Below are 15,405 nucleotides of genomic sequence, written 5' to 3'. Positions count from 1 at the left end.
CGTCCCGCATCATCAGCCGGGCGTGACCCTCACGAGCGGGAGGGCCGCGGCCGGCCCGGTGCCCCGCGCGCTCGCCCTGGCCGCGGAACTCGGCGCCGAGGTGCCGTTGCCGGGCTCGGGCAGGACCGCGGAGACCTGGCAGCTCCTCACCGATCTCGCGGCCGCCGATCTCACAGTGGCGCGCGTCGTCGAGCCGCACCTCGACGCCCTGGCCATCCTCGACCAGGCCGGCCTGCACCGGGCGGCACCGGGAACCGGGACGTGGGGGGTCTTCGCCGCGGAGGCCCCGGGCATGCGCCTCGACGCCATGCCCGGTCCGGACGGCACCTGGACCCTCAGCGGAACCAAGCCGTGGTGCTCCCTGGCCGACTCCCTCGACCGGGCTCTCGTCACGGCCCGGGTGGGCGACGGCGGACGCCGCACCTTCGCCGTCGACCTGCGGGCAGCCGGTGTCACGGCCGACCCGGCGGACGCCTGGGTGAGCCGTGGCCTCCCCGCGGTCACCAGCTGCCCGGTCCGCTTCGACGCCGTCGACGCCACGCCGGTCGGAGCCACCGACTGGTACCTCACGCGTGACGGCTTCGCGTGGGGCGGCATCGGCGTCGCGGCCTGCTGGTTGGGCGGCGCACTCGGCGTCGCCCGGACCCTGCTCGCCGCCCTCGGACGACGGACCCCCGACCAGATCGCCCTGATGCACCTGGGCCGCGTCGATGCCGCTCTCCACGAGACCCGGACGCTCCTCGCGGACGCCGCCGACGCCGTCGACTCCGGCCGGGCCGGCGGGCAGGAGGGTGCCCTCCTCGCAGCCCGCGTGCGGGCCACGGCCTTCCGCTGCGCGGAACTGGTGCTCGAGGCGGCCGCGCACGGGCTCGGCCCCGCACCGCTGTCCTTCGACGAGGACCACGCCGCGCGCGTCGCCGACCTGCACCTCTACCTCCGGCAGCATCATGCGGAGCGCGACGACGCCTCGCTCGGCCGCCGTATTCTCGACCTCTCCGAACAGGCCGCGGCGGCGTGGTGAGCTTCACGCACGACGGCGAAGGCACACCGGAGGCGCACTGGCGCCTGTGGGAACAGGAGCGCCGCCCCGGGGACGATCTCCAGGTCGAGTCCCTCTTCGACGGGCGGCTGCCCACCCGCTTCCTCCTGCTCGCGGCCCACCCCGACGACGAGACGCTCGGGGCGGGCGCGCTGCTGGCACGCCTGACGCGCGACGGCGTCCGGTGCGACGTCGTCGTCCTCACCGACGGCGAGGCGTCCCACCCGTCCTCACCGACCCACTCGCCCGGCCGGCTCGCCGAGCTGCGGCGGCGCGAGGTGGCGGACGCGGTGCAGCTGCTCGCCCCGGCCGCGCGCCTGAGCTTCGAGGGCCTGCCCGACGGCCGGCTCCGCCCGGAGGATGTCGCCGCAGTGCTCCTGCGCGAGCTCGGCGACGGCGACGACACCCTCACCCTCGTGGCAGCGCCGTGGCGCCGGGACGGCCACGCCGATCATGACGCCGTTGGCCGGGCTGCGGCGGACGTCTGCGGCGGGCGGGACATCGCCCTGCTCGAATACCCCATCTGGCTCTGGCACTGGGGCACCGCGGAGGACCAGGCGGCGGACCTCGACGCCCTGTCCCTGCACCGGCTCGCGGCCGAGGACCAGGAGCGCAAGGCGGCGGCCCTCGCCACGCACGTCTCGCAGACCGTGCCGCTGTCCGATGCCGCGGGAGACGAGGTGCTGCTCGCACCGGCGGTCCTCGAGCACTTCAGCCGGAACTTCGAGTCCTTCTTCGTGACCGCCGGCTCATCCACGTTCGAGCGCCTGCACCGGGACACCGCCGACCCGTGGGAGGTCGCCGAGCGCTTCTACGAACAGCGCAAGCGTGCCCTCACCCTGGCCGTCCTGCCCCGGCGGCGCTTCCGCCGGACACTCGAGGTCGGCTGCTCCGTCGGCGCCCTGACACGGGAGCTCGCCGCCGTCTCGGACAGTCTGCTGGCCCTGGACACCAGCGAGACGGCCGTGCGCCGCACCAACGAGGCACTCATCACGAACCCGGCCGCCACGGCCCGGCTCGCGACCGTCCCCCGCGACTGGCCCCACGAGGACGGCCCCTTCGATCTCGTGGTCCTCTCCGAGACGGGCTATTTCCTCTCCTCCGACCAGCTCGACGACGTCGTCCGGCGCATCACCGGATCCCTCGACGAGGACGGGGTGCTCCTGCTGTGCCACTGGCGGCACCCGATCGAGGGCTGGGAGCTCGACGGCGACGCCGTCCATGACCGCGTGCGCCGGACCTCCGGTCTGGTCACCCTCGCCCTGCACACGGAGGAGGACTTCCTCCTGGAGGTCCTCGTCCCCGCGCCGGCGGCCTCCGTGGCGCGCCGGGAAGGCCTGCTGTGATCCCTGGCCAGGTGGCCGTCGTCGTACCTGCCCGTGACGAGGAGGACCTGCTCCCCTCGTGCCTCTCCGCCCTGGACGCGGCGCGACGCCACCTCCTGCGCACCATCCCCCGCGTCCTGGTGTCCCTGACCGTGGTCCTGGACCGCTGCACGGACCGCTCCGCGAGCATCGCCCGGGGTGTCCCCGCGATCTCCGTCCTCGCCGGCAACTACGGGTCCGTCGGCGCCGCCCGCGACGCCGGCATCCGCTTCGCCCTGGCGCGGTCCCGCAGCCTGCCCGTCCGCACCTGGGTCGCCACCACGGATGCCGACACGCTGGTGCCGCGCGACTGGCTGGTACGGCACCACCGGCTCGGCAGCGAGAACGACCTCGTGCTCGGGACCGTCCGTCCGACGATCACCGCGGACAACACGGAACGCCTCCAGCTGTGGGGGAACGCGTACGTGCCAGGCGACGGACACCACCACATCCATGGGGCGAACCTCGGGATCCGGGGAAGCACCTACCAGGCGCTCGGCGGCTTCCGGCCGCTGGCCCAGGACGAGGACGTCGACCTGGTGGCGCGGGCGAAGGCCGATGGCGTCGTGTAGACGGCCCCGGGTGCCCTCACGGTGACGACGTCCTCGCGGACGACCGGCCGTGTCCCGGCGGGATTCTCCACCTATCTGCGCGGGCTCGGCTGACCGGGATCCGGGCGTCGTTCCGCGATGTCGGGCGCGTCTGCTAGACAGGGAGGGTCACGAGCCGGACCCTGCAGAATGAGCGGGTCGCCGTGGCCGCATTTCTGGGGGACGGGGAACACATGCGATTCGGGGAGATGCTGCGCCATGCGCGCACCGCCAAGGGACTCACACAGGCCGAGCTGGGTGCGGGGGTGCACTCCACCCATTTCATCTCGCTGCTCGAGCGCGGACTGCGCCAGCCGACACCGGACATGGTGCAGCATTTCGCCACGCGACTGGGCATGGACGTGCAGACGCTCACGTGGTGGGTGGAGCCGCCGGGCGCCGAGGACCGGCCGTCGCTCACCGCGGCGATGTTCGCCGCCAACTCCGCCCGCGAGCTGCAGGACAACGCCCTGGCGGCGTCGGAGGCGGAGCACGCGGCCATCATCGCCTACGAGCAGCGCAATGCCCCCGTGTGGTGGGACATGTCCATGCTCCGGGCGCAGTCGCTGATCGCCCTGCGGCGGCCCGAGGAGGCGGAAGCCGTCCTGCTGCAGATGGAGACGTCGCCGCTGATGATCGCCTCGGCCGAGCTGCAGTCCGTCGTGCAGGGACGGCTCTCGATGATCGCGCGCACCACCGGCCGCCTGCACGAGGCGGTCGACCTCGCGCACCGGTCCGTGGCATCCGCGGCCGAACTGCCGGAACTGTCGCCGGTCCGCCTCCAGGCCGCCTTCATCCTCATCGCCGCACTGGCGGTCAAGGGGGATCTCGACGAGGCCTGGGAGGTGGCGATGGGCCTCGACATCACCGGCGGCGCCCCCTCCGTGCCGTCCCTCCTGGTGGCGCGGGGGGCATGGGCCGTCGGCAACATCGCCTTCCGCCGCGGCGAGGTGGAGATCGGACGCGAACAGCACGCCCTGGCCGCCCGGCTGCTGGTACCGCAGGCGGACCTCGAGACGTGGGCCGAGTTCCATAAGGCGAGCGCCACCTTCAAGCTGCAGGCCGGCATCGTGGACGAGTCCGTCCATGCCTCCCTCCGAGACGCCGCACGGGGTCTCGCGCTCGTCGGCACGCAGCTCCAGCGGCTCGAGCTGGACCTCGTGCAGGCCCGCCTCGCCCTGCTGACCTCGGATCTGCCCAGGGGGAAGGAACTGCTCGACGTCGTCGACGCGCACCGCACCGTCCTCGACTTCGAGACGGCCGCCGAACTGGAGGACTGCCTCGGCCAGTACCATGCAGCGAACGGCGAGCCCGCGCCGGCGGTCCACCACCTCACCGAGGCCGCACGCCTCTACTCGGACGCCGGCGCGGAGGAGAAGGCCCGGGAACTGAGGGAGCTGATCCGGTCCCTGACGGACTGAGGGGACCTGTTCGCCCCGGATGCGGTCAATTCCGCGCCGGGACCGTGGACACCCCCGAGGGGCGGTCCTACGCTTTAAGCCGATGACCCCGGGGGGCATTCGAGGGCCATCCGGGTAGTACGGCGGCGCTGCCGCTGCTCGGTGCTGGGCCGGTCTGAGCGTCTCGACAATTCCTCGCACCCAAGGACAAGCACCATGAAGGGTACACGCACGTCTTTCGTGGCGGCGGCACTCGCCGTCGCCCTCATCTCCACCGCCGGGCCGGCCACGGCAGGAGGCTCGGCGCCCACCTCGGGATCCGGCGATCGGACGGTCTCCGCGGGAGACTCGACCGATCTGGCCACAGGCCTGCTCTCACCGCTCCGGCTCGCCGTCGGCCGCGACGACACCACCTACGTCGCACAGAACTTCGCCGGGCAGCTCACCCGCGTGGACGGCGACGGCGGGACCACCACGATCGTCGACCGCCCCGGCATCGAGGTGGGCGGCGTCTCCACCCGGCACGGCGACGTCTACTACACCGAGAGCGCGGGCGGGCCCGGCAGCCCCGACCCGTTCGTCGCCACTGTCAGCGTCCTCGAGGACGGGGACGGGGACGCGCGCGTGCTCGCCGACTTCGCCGCGCTCGAGACCGAGAACAACTACGACGGCGACAACGAGTACGGGTTCCAGGACCTGCCCGAGGAGTGCACCGCCCAACTCCCCGCGGACCTGGCCCAGTTCCTGCTGCCGCACGGTGGCGAGGTCTACTCGCACCCCTATGCGACGGCGGTGTCCGGCTCGGGACGCTACGTGTATGTGGCGGATGCCGGAGCCAACGTCGTCTGGACCGTGGACGTGTGGGACGACGAGGTCGACGCGACCGTCCTGGATCCCGTGCCCACCCTGGCCACGGCGGAACTCCGGGCCTCCCTCGCAGCCGACGGCATCAACCTGCCCGAGTGCGTCCTCGGATACACCTTCAACTCCGAGCCCGTCCCCACGGACATCGAGTTCGGGCCGGACGGCCTGCTGTACCTGACATCGCTGCCGGGGGTCCCGGAGGATCCGACGCTCGGTTCGGTGCGCAGCTTCGACCCGGAGTCGGGTGACATCGACGTCGTCGTCACCGGCCTGACGTCGCCCACCGGGCTGGCGTTCGACCGCGACGGCAACCTGTTCGTCGCCGAGCTGTTCGCCAACAGGATCTCGATCATCCCTGCGGGCACCGACGACGCGGAGGTCTTCACGGACGCCACCCTGCCGGCGGACGTGGAGGTGGACGGCAAGTACCTGTACTCCACCAGGAATGCGGTGCCGGGCGACACCGCGCCGGCCGGCACCCTGGTGCGCACCCGCCTCGAGTACGACCGGCACTGACGGGGACTGGCCGAAGCGGACGACGCCGCGTCCCGGGGGAGGGACGCGGCGTCGCCGTGCGCGGACCGGAGAGCGGCCGGTGCGCCTAGCCCATCGATGCGAGCAGCGCGTCGCAGGCCTGCTCGCAGCGGCGGCACGCCTCGGCGCACACTCGGCAGTGCTCGTGCATCCCGGCGTGCTGCGAGCATTCGTCACCGCAGATCCTGCACGCGGTCCGGCAGGCCTCGAGGACCGAGCGCGTCAGGTCGGCGTCGTAGCCCGTGTGGCGGGACAAGACCTTCCCCGTCGTCGCGCAGATGTCCGCGCAGTCGAGGTCGGTGCGGATGCAGGTCCGCAGCTCGGCCACCATGTCCTCCGCCAGGCACGCATCCGCGCAGGCGGTGCAGGTCTGGGCGCAGTCGAAGCAGGCCTCGATGCAGGCGGCGAGCAGGTCGCTGTCGAAGCCGTGGCGGTCCTGCGGATAGGTGTCGAGCATGGCGCGGGCGTCGGACATGGTGTGCTCCTTCGGTGGGTTCTGGGTGGGTTCTGGGTAGGGCGGATCAGGCCTGGGGCCGGAAGCGCCGGATGCTGTAGACGATGAAGGCGGCCGCGAGGAGGCCGGAGAGGATGAGGCCCGAGCCGACGCTCCAGCCACCGGGCAGCCACCAGCGCTCCTCCAGCGGCCACCACGACGGCACCGGCGGGTGCACGCCCCAGAGCACGCCCAGCAGCACCAGGAGGAGGGCGCCGGTGAAGCTGAGCGCGATGTTCCGTCTGCTCTTGACACCCTGTGCGGCTGCGGCGAAGGCCTTCCGCTTGACGGGCTGGAGCCAGCGCCGCGCCCACTCGTACTGCTGGGCCAGAACGGCCAGGCCGGCGACGAGCGCCAGCAGGCCGGGGCCGGGGAGCACGAGGGCCGCCAGTCCGATCAGGACCAGGAGCCAGCCCACCACCAGCCCGACGACGCGGCTGGCACCGCGTGGCCGGGTCCGGCCCGCGAGCACCGACCCGCGGCGCCGGGTGCGGCCCTGCCGTGGAGTCCGGGGCATCAACAATTCCTCAGTAGGCTTCGCATTCCTCTATCGTTGAACCGATAGATGGTGGTGGCAACACCGCCGCTCAGGCAGGCGGCACGCTTGCCACCACGAGGACCACAGGCTTCCCGCGCAGAGCGGGCCCGAACCAAGGAGATTCATCATGATCGGTTTCATCATCGCGGGGCTCATCATCGGCGCCCTCGCACGCCTCATCAAGCCCGGCAAGCAGAACCTCGGGCTGCTCGCCACACTGCTGCTCGGGCTCGTCGGTTCCGTCATCGGCGGCTCCATCGCGAGCCTCCTCGGGACGGGCGACATCTTCGAGCTGAACGTCTTCGGATTCATCGTGTCCGTCGTCGTCGCCGTGCTGCTCATCGGCGTCGCCGAGACGGTGGCCGGCCGCCGCCGCGTCAGGCGCTGAGGCTTCCCGCACGACGGTTTCCTGCAGGACGGAAGGGGCGGCTCCGGCCGCCCCTTCCGCGTGTCGGCGGCACGCCTCGCCGTCCCCGCTCGTTCTCCGAAGTACACGTGCCCAACGTCCAGCTTGCAGGTGTAGCGTTGACGCCAGATGGGGCACAGATCCGTTCGGAAGGCTCAATCATGAACAAGAACTGGCGCTGGCTCCCGGCCGGCATCGTCCCGGTCGTCATCGTCGCAGCTGCCGTGAGCGGTTCCGCCGTCGCCGAAGCCCAACCGCAGCTGCCCGCGAAGACCGCGCAGGAACTGCTCGAGTTCGTCGCGACCAGCTCCGACGACGCCTACTCGGGCACCGTCGAGCAGTCGTCCGACCTCGGCCTCCCCGATCTCAGCATGGCCACTCCCCCGGGCCGCACCTCCAGCTCCGACCCCACCTCCACCGCCCTCGAACTCATGACCGGCGAGCACACCGCCCGGGTGTACGTCGACGGCACCGAGAAGATGCGCGTCCAGGTGCTCGACCAGCTGGCGCAGCGCGACGTCGTGGTCAACGGGAGCGACGCCTGGTACTACGACTCCGAGTCCAACGAGGCCACGCACGCGGCCCTGCCCGACAAGGACGCCCTCAAGGCGGACCTCGAGGCGAAGCTGCAGGAGAAGATCGCCGAGCACCCCGAGCTGAAGGACCTCCCCCGGACGCCCGCGGAGGTCGCCGAGATGTTCCTCGCACAGATCGACCCGACCACCGAGGTGACGGTCGAGGGCACGAGCCGCGTCGCGGGCCGCAGCGCCTACGAACTCGTCCTCACCCCCGAGGACGACGCCACCCTGATCGGCTCCATCTCCGTCAGCGTCGATTCCGAGACCGGCGTCCCCCTGAACGTCACAGTCCTGGCCAAGGGCCAGGAGGAGGCCGCGTTCTCCGCGGGCTTCAGCTCGGTGGACTTCAGCGCCCCTGCCGCCGACGTCTTCGCCTTCACACCCCCGGCCGGTGCCACCGTCACGGAGGCCCCCACCGCCGACGAGGTGAAGGCCGAACTCGAGGCCAGGAAGGAGCTCACCCAGGCTCCCGCCGAGGCCCCGCAGCAGTCGACCGTCATCGGCGACGGCTGGAGCACCATCGTGAAACTCCCCGCCGGAAGCGCAGCAGGGCTCGGGATGAGCCCCGCCACCAGTGACGCCGCCGGGATGGGCGAGATCATGGAGATCAAGCCGGGCATGGACCCCGAGGAGGTCGCCGGCGCGCAGGCCCTCCTGGAGCAGGCACTCACCGAGGTCGACGGCGGACAGGCGCTCCAGACGTCGCTCGTCTCGGTGCTGATCACCGACGACGGCCGGATCCTCGCAGGAGCCGTCGGCGTCGACCAGCTCGTCGCTGCCTCCCGGCAGTGACCGCAGGAATACCCGGCGGGCCCGCACGAGCAGTGCGGGCCCGCCGGTGAGCGCCCGTGGATTCGCGATCGAGACGCGCGGACTGACCAAGGTCTTCGGCAGGCAGCGGGCCGTCGACGGCGTCGACCTCGCCGTCCCCCGCGGCACCGTGTTCGGCTTCCTCGGGCCCAACGGCTCGGGCAAGACCACCACCATCCGCATGCTCCTCGGCCTCGCCGCGGCCACCAGCGGCGACATCCGGCTGCTCGACGGCGCCATGCCGAAGGAGGCCCGCGCGGTCCTGCCGCGGGTGGGAGCACTCGTGGAGGGGCCGGCCATCTACCCGTTCCTCTCGGGGCGCGCGAACCTCCAGCGGTTCGACGCCGCCGACCGCCACACCTCCCCGGCCACCCGGAACGCACGTGTGGACGCCGCCCTCGAACGCGTGGGCCTCGGCCACGCGGCGAAGAAGCGGGCGCACGCCTACTCGCTCGGCATGAAGCAGCGCCTCGGCATCGCCAACGCACTGCTCGCGCCACGCGATCTGCTCATCCTCGACGAACCCACCAACGGGCTCGACCCGCAGGGCACGCGCGAGGTCCGCAACCTCATCCGGTCCCTGTCCGACGACGGCACCACCATCTTCGTCTCCAGCCATCTCCTCGCCGAGGTGGAGCAGATGTGCACGATGATCGCGGTGATGAGCGCGGGCCGGCTCGTGGCGCAGGGCACGCTCGACGAACTCCGCTCCGCGGGCACCGCGCGGGTCCGCATCACCACGCCCGACCACGCCGACGCCCACCGCGTGCTCACCGGGCTCGGGCTCGTCCCCGAGATCCACGGGCGCGACGACGTGCTCACCGCCGAGCTCTCGGTGCCCGGGCTGCAGCCGGAGACGGTGAATGCCGCCCTGGTCCGGGCGGACGTGCGCGTGCGGGGTTTCGAGGCGAGCGGCGCGTCCCTCGAGGACCGGTTCGTCGCCCTCACGGGAGAGGGATTCGATGTTGCAGGCTGAACGGTCGCTCGGACTGACCCTCGTGGTCTCGGAGATCACGGTGCTGTTCCGGCGGCTCCGCACCTGGGCGATGATCGGCGCTCTGGCGCTGATCCCCATCCTCATCGCCGTCGTCGTGCGCGTCTCCTCCGACGGCTCGGCGAGCGGCCGCGGCCCGGCGTTCCTCAACAGCATCACGCAGAACGGGCTGTTCGTCTCGCTGACGGCGCTCACCGTCGCCATCCCGCTGTTCCTGCCGCTGACCATCGGCGTGGTGGCCGGCGACACGATCGCCGGCGAGGCGAATCTCGGGACCCTGCGGTATCTGCTCGTGGCCCCGGCCGGGCGTGTGCGGCTGCTGCTCGTGAAGTACGCGGGGGCAGCCCTGTTCTGCTTCGTGGCGACCCTCACCGTCGTGGTCACGGGAGCGATCATCGGGGCGCTGCTGTTCCCGGTCGGTCCCGTGACGCTGCTGTCCGGCGACACCGTGGGCATCCCCGGCTACTTCGGTCGGCTGCTGCTGCTCGCGCTGTACGTGACGGTGTCCCTGATGGGCCTCAGCGCCATCGGCCTGTTCATCTCGACGCTGACCACCATTCCGGTGGGCGCGATGGCCGCGACCGCCGCGCTGGCCGCCGTGTCGCAGATCCTCGGGGCCCTGCCCCAGCTCGAGTGGCTGCACCCGTGGCTGTTCACCAACTACTGGCTCGGGTTCGGTGACCTCCTGCGGCAGCCGATCGTGTGGGACTCGTTCGCGGACAACGCGCTGCTGCAGCTCGGGTACATCGCCCTGTTCGGGGCACTGGCCTACGGGCGGTTCAGCACGAAGGACATCCTGAGCTAGGCGTCCGCGCCTACCACTCGGCGTAGGCGCCGTCGGCGTGCCGCCACACCGGTGAGCGCCAGGCGTGGCCGCTCCGGTCGGCGCGGCGCACGGCGTCCTCGTCGATCTCGATGCCCAGGCCGGGTGCCGTGAGCCGTTCCACGAAACCGTCGACGAACTTCAGCGGTGTCTTGTCGAGCACGTAGTCGAGGACCTCCGCGCCCTGGTTGTAGTGGATGCCGATGCTCTGCTCCTGGATCAGGAAGTTGGGGGTGGCGAACCCCACCTGCAGGCAGGCTGCGAGCGCCAGCGGGCCGAGGGGGCAGTGCGGTGCCAGCTGGACGTCGTAGATCTCGGCGAGCGAGGCGATCTTCCGTACCTCGGTGATCCCGCCGGCGTGCGAGAGGTCCGGTTGCGCGACCGCGATGCCGGCCTGGAGGACCGGCAGGAACTCCTGCCGGTTGTACAGCCGCTCGCCCGTAGCCACGGGGATCGACGTCGAGCCGGTCAGCCCGCCGATCAGGTGCGAGTTCTCGGGGACCGTGGGCTCCTCCAGGAACAGCGGGTGGAACTGTTCCAGCAGCGGGGCGACGCGGCGGGTGTTGGCGAGCGTGAAGCGGCCGTGGAAGTCGACGGCGACGTCGCGGTGCGGGCCGAGGACCTCCCGGGCGGCCGCCACGCGCTGCACGACCTCGTCGATCTCGGCGACGCTGGCGATGGGGCTCATCCGCCCGCTGGCATTCATCTTGACGGCGGTGAGTCCTACGGACAGCTGGGCGGCGACCGCGTCGGCGATCGCGGCGGGCTCGTCGCCGCCGATCCACCCGTACATCCGGATGCGGTCCCGAACGTGGCCGCCGAGCAGCTGGTGCACGGGCACCCCCAGCGACTTGCCGTGGATGTCCCAGAGCGCCTGGTCGAGCCCGGCGACCGCACTGGCCAGGATGGCCCCGCCCCGGTAGAAGGAGCCCTTCGTCATGACCTGCCAGGAGTCCTCGATGCGGAGCGGGTCGGTGCCGATGAGCAGTTCGGACAGCTGCTCGACGGCGGTCCGGACGGTCTCCGAGCGTCCCTCGACCACGGGCTCACCCCAGCCGATGATCCCGCTGTCGGTCTCCACCCGCACGAACAGCCAGCGGGGCGGGACGAGGAAGGTCTCAATCCTGCTGATACGCACGGATCCTGCTTTCGTCGACGAACGTCACCGCGGAGGAGACGAGTTCCAGCGGCGGGCCCCCGAGGTCGAGGGTGGTTCCTTCTTCTGCCCCGTCGAGGTGCTCGAGGGCGGCGTACTGCGAGTCGAGCAGCGACGGCGGCATGTACTCGTGTTCCCGCAGGGAGATCCGGGCGGCCACGAGCTCCTTCGGTCCGTACGGGTGCACGAAGAGGACGGTCGGGGCGTACTCCCTCAGCAGGTCGCGGTAGGCCTGCCGGAGGGCCGAGCAGGCCACCACGATCCCGTCGGCGCCGCCGTCGGCCAGCCGTCGCCCGACGGCGTGGAGCCAGGGCTGCCGGTCGTCGTCGGACAGGGGTGTGCCCGACGCCATGAGGGTGCGGTTCCGCTCGGGGTGCAGGTCGTCACCGTCCACGAACGGGACGCCGAGCTCGCCGGCGAGGAGCGACCCGAGGGTGCTCTTGCCGCAGCCCTGCACGCCCATCACCACGACGACGGGCGCCGGTTCGAGGCCCATGCCTAACCCTTCGTGGCGCCGGCGGTCAGCCCGGACACGATGTACTTCTGGGTGAACAGGGCGATCACCATGATGGGGATGGTCACGACGACGGAGGCCGCCATGAGTCCTCCCCAGTCGATGCTCGCGTAGGCCACGAAGTTGAAGATGGCCACGGGGAGGGTCTTCGTGTCGGCGCCGGAGAGGACGAGCGCGAACATGAAGTTGTTCCAGGAGAAGATGAACGCCAGGATGCTCGCCGTCGCGATGCCGCCCACGGACAGCGGGAGCGTGACCTTGAGGAACGCCCCGATGTGGGTGAGGCCGTCCACCCGGGCGGCTTCCTCCAGTTCGAGGGGCATGGAGTCGTAGTAGGACATGAGGATGTAGACGATCAGCGGAAGAGCCACGAACATGTGCGAGAGGATCAGCACGCTGTAGCCGCCGACCATCGAGAGGTTCGAGAACACGTAGTACCAGGGCACGAGCAGGCTGACGCCGGGGATGATGCGGGCCATCAGGACCACGAGGGCCGAGCGCCGCATCGCGAAGCGGCTCATCGAGTAGGCGGCGGGGATGCCGATGATGAGGGACAGGACGGTGGAGGCGAAGGCCACCCAGAAGCTGTTGAACACGAAGGAGAGGTAGTTGTTCCGCCCGAGCACGGTCTCGTAGTTGGCCGTCGTCGGCGAGAACACGAGCGTCTTGGACGCGTCGTAGATGTCCACGTTCGTCTTGAGCGAGGCGAGGAACATCCACACCAGCGGCGCGATGAAGGCGGCGACGACGACGATGAGGGCCACCGCGCGGAACACCTTGTAGGCGCGCGTGCGGAACGGCTTCCTGCGCCGGGTGGTCGCACCGGAGAGGGCTGCCCGGTCCGATCCCGCCCTGATCAGTCGAGGTTCGGCGAGGCTCATTTCTGCACTTCCTTCCGGCGGCGGGTCAGGACGAACATCACGGCGACGATGATGAGGAAGAAGATGATCAGCACGGTCGAGGACACCCCGTAGTCGTTGTAGTCGAAGCTGAGCCCGTAGGCGTAGACGTTCAGCGTCTCCACTTCGTGGAAGGATCCGCCGCCACGGCCCTTGGTGGCGTAGAGGAGGTCGAAGGTCTTCAGGGCATCGATGCTGCGCAGCAGGATCGCGACGATGATCGTGGGCATGAGCAGCGGGACCGTGATGAACCGGAAGCGCTGCCAGGCGGTGGCGCCGTCGATCCTCGCCGCCTCGTCCGGCTCGTCGGAGAGCGACGTCAGCCCGGCGAGCAGGATGATGACCACCATGGGGGTCCACTGCCAGATGTCGATGAAGATGACGGTCGGCAGGGCCGAGTACTGTCCGGACAGCCAGGGCTGGGGTCCGATCCCCACGAAGCCGAGCAGCTGGTTGGCGAAGCCGATGTTCGGATCGAAGATGAGCCGCCACATCATGCCGACGGCCACCGGGGTGGCGACGAGGGGCAGGAGGATGGCCACGCGCACCCACTTCTCGCCCTTGAACGGCCGCCAGAGCAGCAGGGCGATCGCCATGCCGAGCACCAGCTGGACGGTCAGGGCCACCGCGGTGAAGACGAACGTCCGCAGGACCGCCGGCCAGAACCGGTCGGTGTCGGTGAGGACGTCCGCGTAGTTCTCGAGGCCGATGAACTCCGACTTCGCACGCACCGATCCGGAGGCGTCGGTCAGGCTGAGGTAGAGCGTCCAGCCCAGCGGGAACGCGATGAGGACCGCGACGAAGATCATGGCCGGGGCGGCGAACAGCCATTTGCGGTGCTCGTTGGCCCAGTCGGAGTAGGCCTTCCACGCGTTCTGCTTCTGCGGGGCTCTCTTGGGGGGAAGTGCGGCGACTGCCATGATCCACGTCCTCGGGGATAGCGACTTCGGGAGGTTCTGTCGGGCTGTGCGCGGCTGTCGCCGTCGCCTGGGTCAGGACGACGGCGACAGCCGGCAGGGTGCGCTATTCGCGCTCGTCGTCGAGGAACTGCTGGAACGCCTCGTCCGCAGCATCGGCGGCGGCGTCGACGTCGCCGTCCGTGATGCCGACGACGATCGGGTCGCCGACGATCTCGCGTGCCTCGCCCACGTTGATCACGAGCGGACGGTCATGGCCCACGCCGTTCTCGGCGCTGACCTCGATCGCCGCTGCCAGGTCCTCCGGGTAGGTCTCCGTCCCGGCGGGGTCCTGCCAGACCGAGGTGCGGGGTCCCGGGACGCCCTCCTTCTGGATCTGCATGACCATGTCCTTGCTGGTGGCCCATTCGATGAACTTCCATGCGTTGTCCTGGTTGGCGGACGCCTCGTTGATGCCGAGGCCCCACGACGGCACGTTGTAGGGCTTGGAGCCGTCGGGCCCGGCAGGCATCGGCGCGAAGCCGACGGTCTCTGCCACCTGCGAGTTCGCGGGGTCGGTGGCGTTCTGGTAGAGGCTGTCCGCCTCGGTGTAGAACGCCGAGCCGCCCTGGGTGAAGATGGCCATCGCCTCGGGCCAGCTCATGTCGGTGCTCACGTTGGCGGGGCCGTAGTCGTTGATCATCCGGCCGTAGTAGGCGTAGGCCTCCTTGGCCTCGGGCGAGTCCAGGGAGGAGTTGCCCTCGTCGTCGATGAAGTCGCCGCCGAACCCGTACAGGAAGCTGGAGAACTGCGTGACCGCGGGCGACTTGCCGGTGCGGGCCACGAAACCGGCGATGTCCGGGTTCTGTTCCTTGATCTGCTTCGCGGCCGCCTCCAGTTCCTCGAGGGTCTGGGGCACTTCGAGCCCGGCCTTCTCGAGGAGGTCCTTGCGGTAGTAGAGGACCTCGCGCTCGGTGATGGTGGGAACACCCACCACCTGGTCCTCGAAGGTGGTGGAATCCACCGGACCCTGCTGGAAGTCGTCCCACTGCCAGTCGGCGTTCGAGCTGACGCGCTCGGTGAGGTCCGCGAGGTATCCGTTCTGGGCGAAGAGCTTGCCCTCCTGCAGGGGGCGGTACATCATGACGTCGATCTCGTCGGTGCCGGCGTTGAGCTGCACGTTGTACTGGGCCGAGAGCTGGTCCTCGCCGAGCTGGGTGACCTCGACGGTCAGTCCGGTCTCCTCCTCGAACTGCGGGATGGCCTCGACGATGGCGTCCGTCCACACATGGTTGGCGAGGGTGACGCGGACCGTACCGGATTCGGCGTCGCCCTCCCCGCCTCCGCCTCCGCCGCTGCAGGCCGCGAGCGATCCTCCGGCCAGGACGGTCGTCAGCACTGTCATTGCGAGGACGCGCGATTTCCTGCGTTCCACGATTTCTCCACTTCTCTTCATTGAGGAGCACCGGCAGTGAGCGGCGCTGGGAGTAGATGAGCGTTACATCTG

General features: G+C 70.6%; 16 protein-coding genes. 9 read left to right on the top strand and 7 right to left on the bottom strand.

The window, feature by feature from the left end; all coding sequences use genetic code 11:
• Positions 1-22: 22 nt before the first annotated feature.
• The 5 genes from QFZ50_RS01510 to QFZ50_RS01490 all read left to right on the top strand — a co-directional run bounded on the left by QFZ50_RS01510 (position 23) and on the right by QFZ50_RS01490 (position 5,773).
• Positions 23-1,021, top strand: coding sequence for an acyl-CoA dehydrogenase family protein (locus QFZ50_RS01510; RefSeq protein ID WP_307081222.1), 999 nt, complete (start codon positions 23-25; stop codon positions 1,019-1,021).
• Positions 1,018-2,385 carry a bifunctional PIG-L family deacetylase/class I SAM-dependent methyltransferase gene (locus tag QFZ50_RS01505; RefSeq protein ID WP_307081220.1) on the top strand — a complete coding sequence of 456 codons (1,368 nt, stop codon included), beginning with the start codon at positions 1,018-1,020 and terminating at the stop codon, positions 2,383-2,385. Before QFZ50_RS01510 ends, QFZ50_RS01505 begins: the two co-directional genes overlap by 4 nt.
• A complete protein-coding gene (locus QFZ50_RS01500) occupies positions 2,382-2,975 on the top strand; it encodes a glycosyltransferase (protein ID WP_307081218.1) in 594 nt (197 codons plus the stop codon). Before QFZ50_RS01505 ends, QFZ50_RS01500 begins: the two co-directional genes overlap by 4 nt.
• Positions 2,976-3,157: 182 nt before the next feature.
• Positions 3,158-4,414, top strand: coding sequence for a helix-turn-helix domain-containing protein (locus tag QFZ50_RS01495; RefSeq protein WP_307081216.1), 1,257 nt, complete (start codon positions 3,158-3,160; stop codon positions 4,412-4,414).
• A 195-nt stretch (positions 4,415-4,609) separates the two neighbouring features.
• The gene (locus QFZ50_RS01490) at positions 4,610-5,773 is read left to right on the top strand and encodes a ScyD/ScyE family protein (protein WP_307081214.1); all 1,164 of its coding nucleotides are present in this window, start codon (positions 4,610-4,612) and stop codon (positions 5,771-5,773) included.
• Positions 5,774-5,858: 85 nt separating this feature from the next.
• On the opposite strand, the gene QFZ50_RS01485 is transcribed toward QFZ50_RS01490, so the two are convergent.
• Entirely contained in the window at positions 5,859-6,266 is a 408-nt protein-coding gene (locus QFZ50_RS01485) for a four-helix bundle copper-binding protein (protein ID WP_307081212.1), read from the bottom strand.
• A 46-nt stretch (positions 6,267-6,312) separates the two neighbouring features.
• Positions 6,313-6,801 (bottom strand): PGPGW domain-containing protein, encoded by a 489-nt coding sequence (locus tag QFZ50_RS01480; protein WP_307081210.1) that lies wholly within the window; start codon positions 6,799-6,801, stop codon positions 6,313-6,315.
• A gap of 148 nt (positions 6,802-6,949) precedes the next feature.
• Here QFZ50_RS01480 and QFZ50_RS01475 point away from each other — a divergent pair, with 148 nt between their 5' ends.
• The 4 genes from QFZ50_RS01475 (at position 6,950) to QFZ50_RS01460 (ending at position 10,415) form a co-directional block, all read left to right on the top strand.
• A complete protein-coding gene (locus tag QFZ50_RS01475; RefSeq protein WP_307081208.1) occupies positions 6,950-7,210 on the top strand; it encodes a GlsB/YeaQ/YmgE family stress response membrane protein in 261 nt (86 codons plus the stop codon).
• A 179-nt stretch (positions 7,211-7,389) separates the two neighbouring features.
• Positions 7,390-8,598: a LolA family protein gene (locus QFZ50_RS01470; protein WP_307081205.1), complete on the top strand. Its 1,209-nt coding sequence runs from the start codon at positions 7,390-7,392 to the stop codon at positions 8,596-8,598.
• 46 nt (positions 8,599-8,644) lie between these two features.
• Positions 8,645-9,592 carry an ABC transporter ATP-binding protein gene (locus QFZ50_RS01465; RefSeq protein WP_307081202.1) on the top strand — a complete coding sequence of 316 codons (948 nt, stop codon included), beginning with the start codon at positions 8,645-8,647 and terminating at the stop codon, positions 9,590-9,592.
• Positions 9,579-10,415, top strand: coding sequence for an ABC transporter permease (locus QFZ50_RS01460; RefSeq protein WP_307081200.1), 837 nt, complete (start codon positions 9,579-9,581; stop codon positions 10,413-10,415). Before QFZ50_RS01465 ends, QFZ50_RS01460 begins: the two co-directional genes overlap by 14 nt.
• A 10-nt stretch (positions 10,416-10,425) precedes the next feature.
• Here QFZ50_RS01460 and dgoD read toward each other — a convergent pair whose 3' ends face one another.
• From dgoD to QFZ50_RS01435, 5 genes are all read right to left on the bottom strand, one after another.
• Positions 10,426-11,571 (bottom strand): galactonate dehydratase, encoded by a 1,146-nt coding sequence (gene dgoD / locus QFZ50_RS01455; RefSeq protein ID WP_307081198.1) that lies wholly within the window; start codon positions 11,569-11,571, stop codon positions 10,426-10,428.
• A complete protein-coding gene (locus tag QFZ50_RS01450; protein WP_307081196.1) occupies positions 11,552-12,085 on the bottom strand; it encodes a gluconokinase in 534 nt (177 codons plus the stop codon). The genes dgoD and QFZ50_RS01450 overlap by 20 nt, the downstream gene beginning before the upstream one ends.
• 2 nt (positions 12,086-12,087) lie before the next feature.
• On the bottom strand, positions 12,088-12,984 hold the full coding sequence (locus tag QFZ50_RS01445; RefSeq protein WP_307081194.1) for a carbohydrate ABC transporter permease: 897 nt from the start codon (positions 12,982-12,984) through the stop codon (positions 12,088-12,090).
• The gene (locus tag QFZ50_RS01440) at positions 12,981-13,922 is read right to left on the bottom strand and encodes a carbohydrate ABC transporter permease (RefSeq protein WP_307081192.1); all 942 of its coding nucleotides are present in this window, start codon (positions 13,920-13,922) and stop codon (positions 12,981-12,983) included. The genes QFZ50_RS01445 and QFZ50_RS01440 overlap by 4 nt, the downstream gene beginning before the upstream one ends.
• Before the next feature lie 103 nt (positions 13,923-14,025).
• A complete protein-coding gene (locus tag QFZ50_RS01435; protein WP_307081190.1) occupies positions 14,026-15,333 on the bottom strand; it encodes an ABC transporter substrate-binding protein in 1,308 nt (435 codons plus the stop codon).
• Positions 15,334-15,405: the final 72 nt, after the last annotated feature.

Origin of the sequence: Arthrobacter agilis (assembly GCF_030816075.1) — a bacterium.
In the GTDB taxonomy this organism is placed as follows: domain Bacteria; phylum Actinomycetota; class Actinomycetes; order Actinomycetales; family Micrococcaceae; genus Arthrobacter_D; species Arthrobacter_D agilis_E.
Note: the sequence above shows the minus strand (reverse complement) of the source record. Positions and strands in the feature narration are given on the sequence as shown.

Bases quoted from the DNA above. Each gene is read 5' to 3' on its own strand.
- QFZ50_RS01490 (WP_307081214.1), top strand. From the start codon at position 4,610: ATGAAGGGTACACGCACGTCTTTCGTGGCGGCGGCACTCGCCGTCGCC.
- QFZ50_RS01485 (WP_307081212.1), bottom strand. From the start codon at position 6,266: ATGTCCGACGCCCGCGCCATGCTCGACACCTATCCGCAGGACCGCCAC.
- QFZ50_RS01480 (WP_307081210.1), bottom strand. From the start codon at position 6,801: ATGCCCCGGACTCCACGGCAGGGCCGCACCCGGCGCCGCGGGTCGGTG.
- QFZ50_RS01475 (WP_307081208.1), top strand. From the start codon at position 6,950: ATGATCGGTTTCATCATCGCGGGGCTCATCATCGGCGCCCTCGCACGC.
- QFZ50_RS01470 (WP_307081205.1), top strand. From the start codon at position 7,390: ATGAACAAGAACTGGCGCTGGCTCCCGGCCGGCATCGTCCCGGTCGTC.
- QFZ50_RS01460 (WP_307081200.1), top strand. From the start codon at position 9,579: ATGTTGCAGGCTGAACGGTCGCTCGGACTGACCCTCGTGGTCTCGGAG.
- QFZ50_RS01450 (WP_307081196.1), bottom strand. From the start codon at position 12,085: ATGGGCCTCGAACCGGCGCCCGTCGTCGTGGTGATGGGCGTGCAGGGC.
- QFZ50_RS01445 (WP_307081194.1), bottom strand. From the start codon at position 12,984: ATGAGCCTCGCCGAACCTCGACTGATCAGGGCGGGATCGGACCGGGCA.
- QFZ50_RS01440 (WP_307081192.1), bottom strand. From the start codon at position 13,922: ATGGCAGTCGCCGCACTTCCCCCCAAGAGAGCCCCGCAGAAGCAGAAC.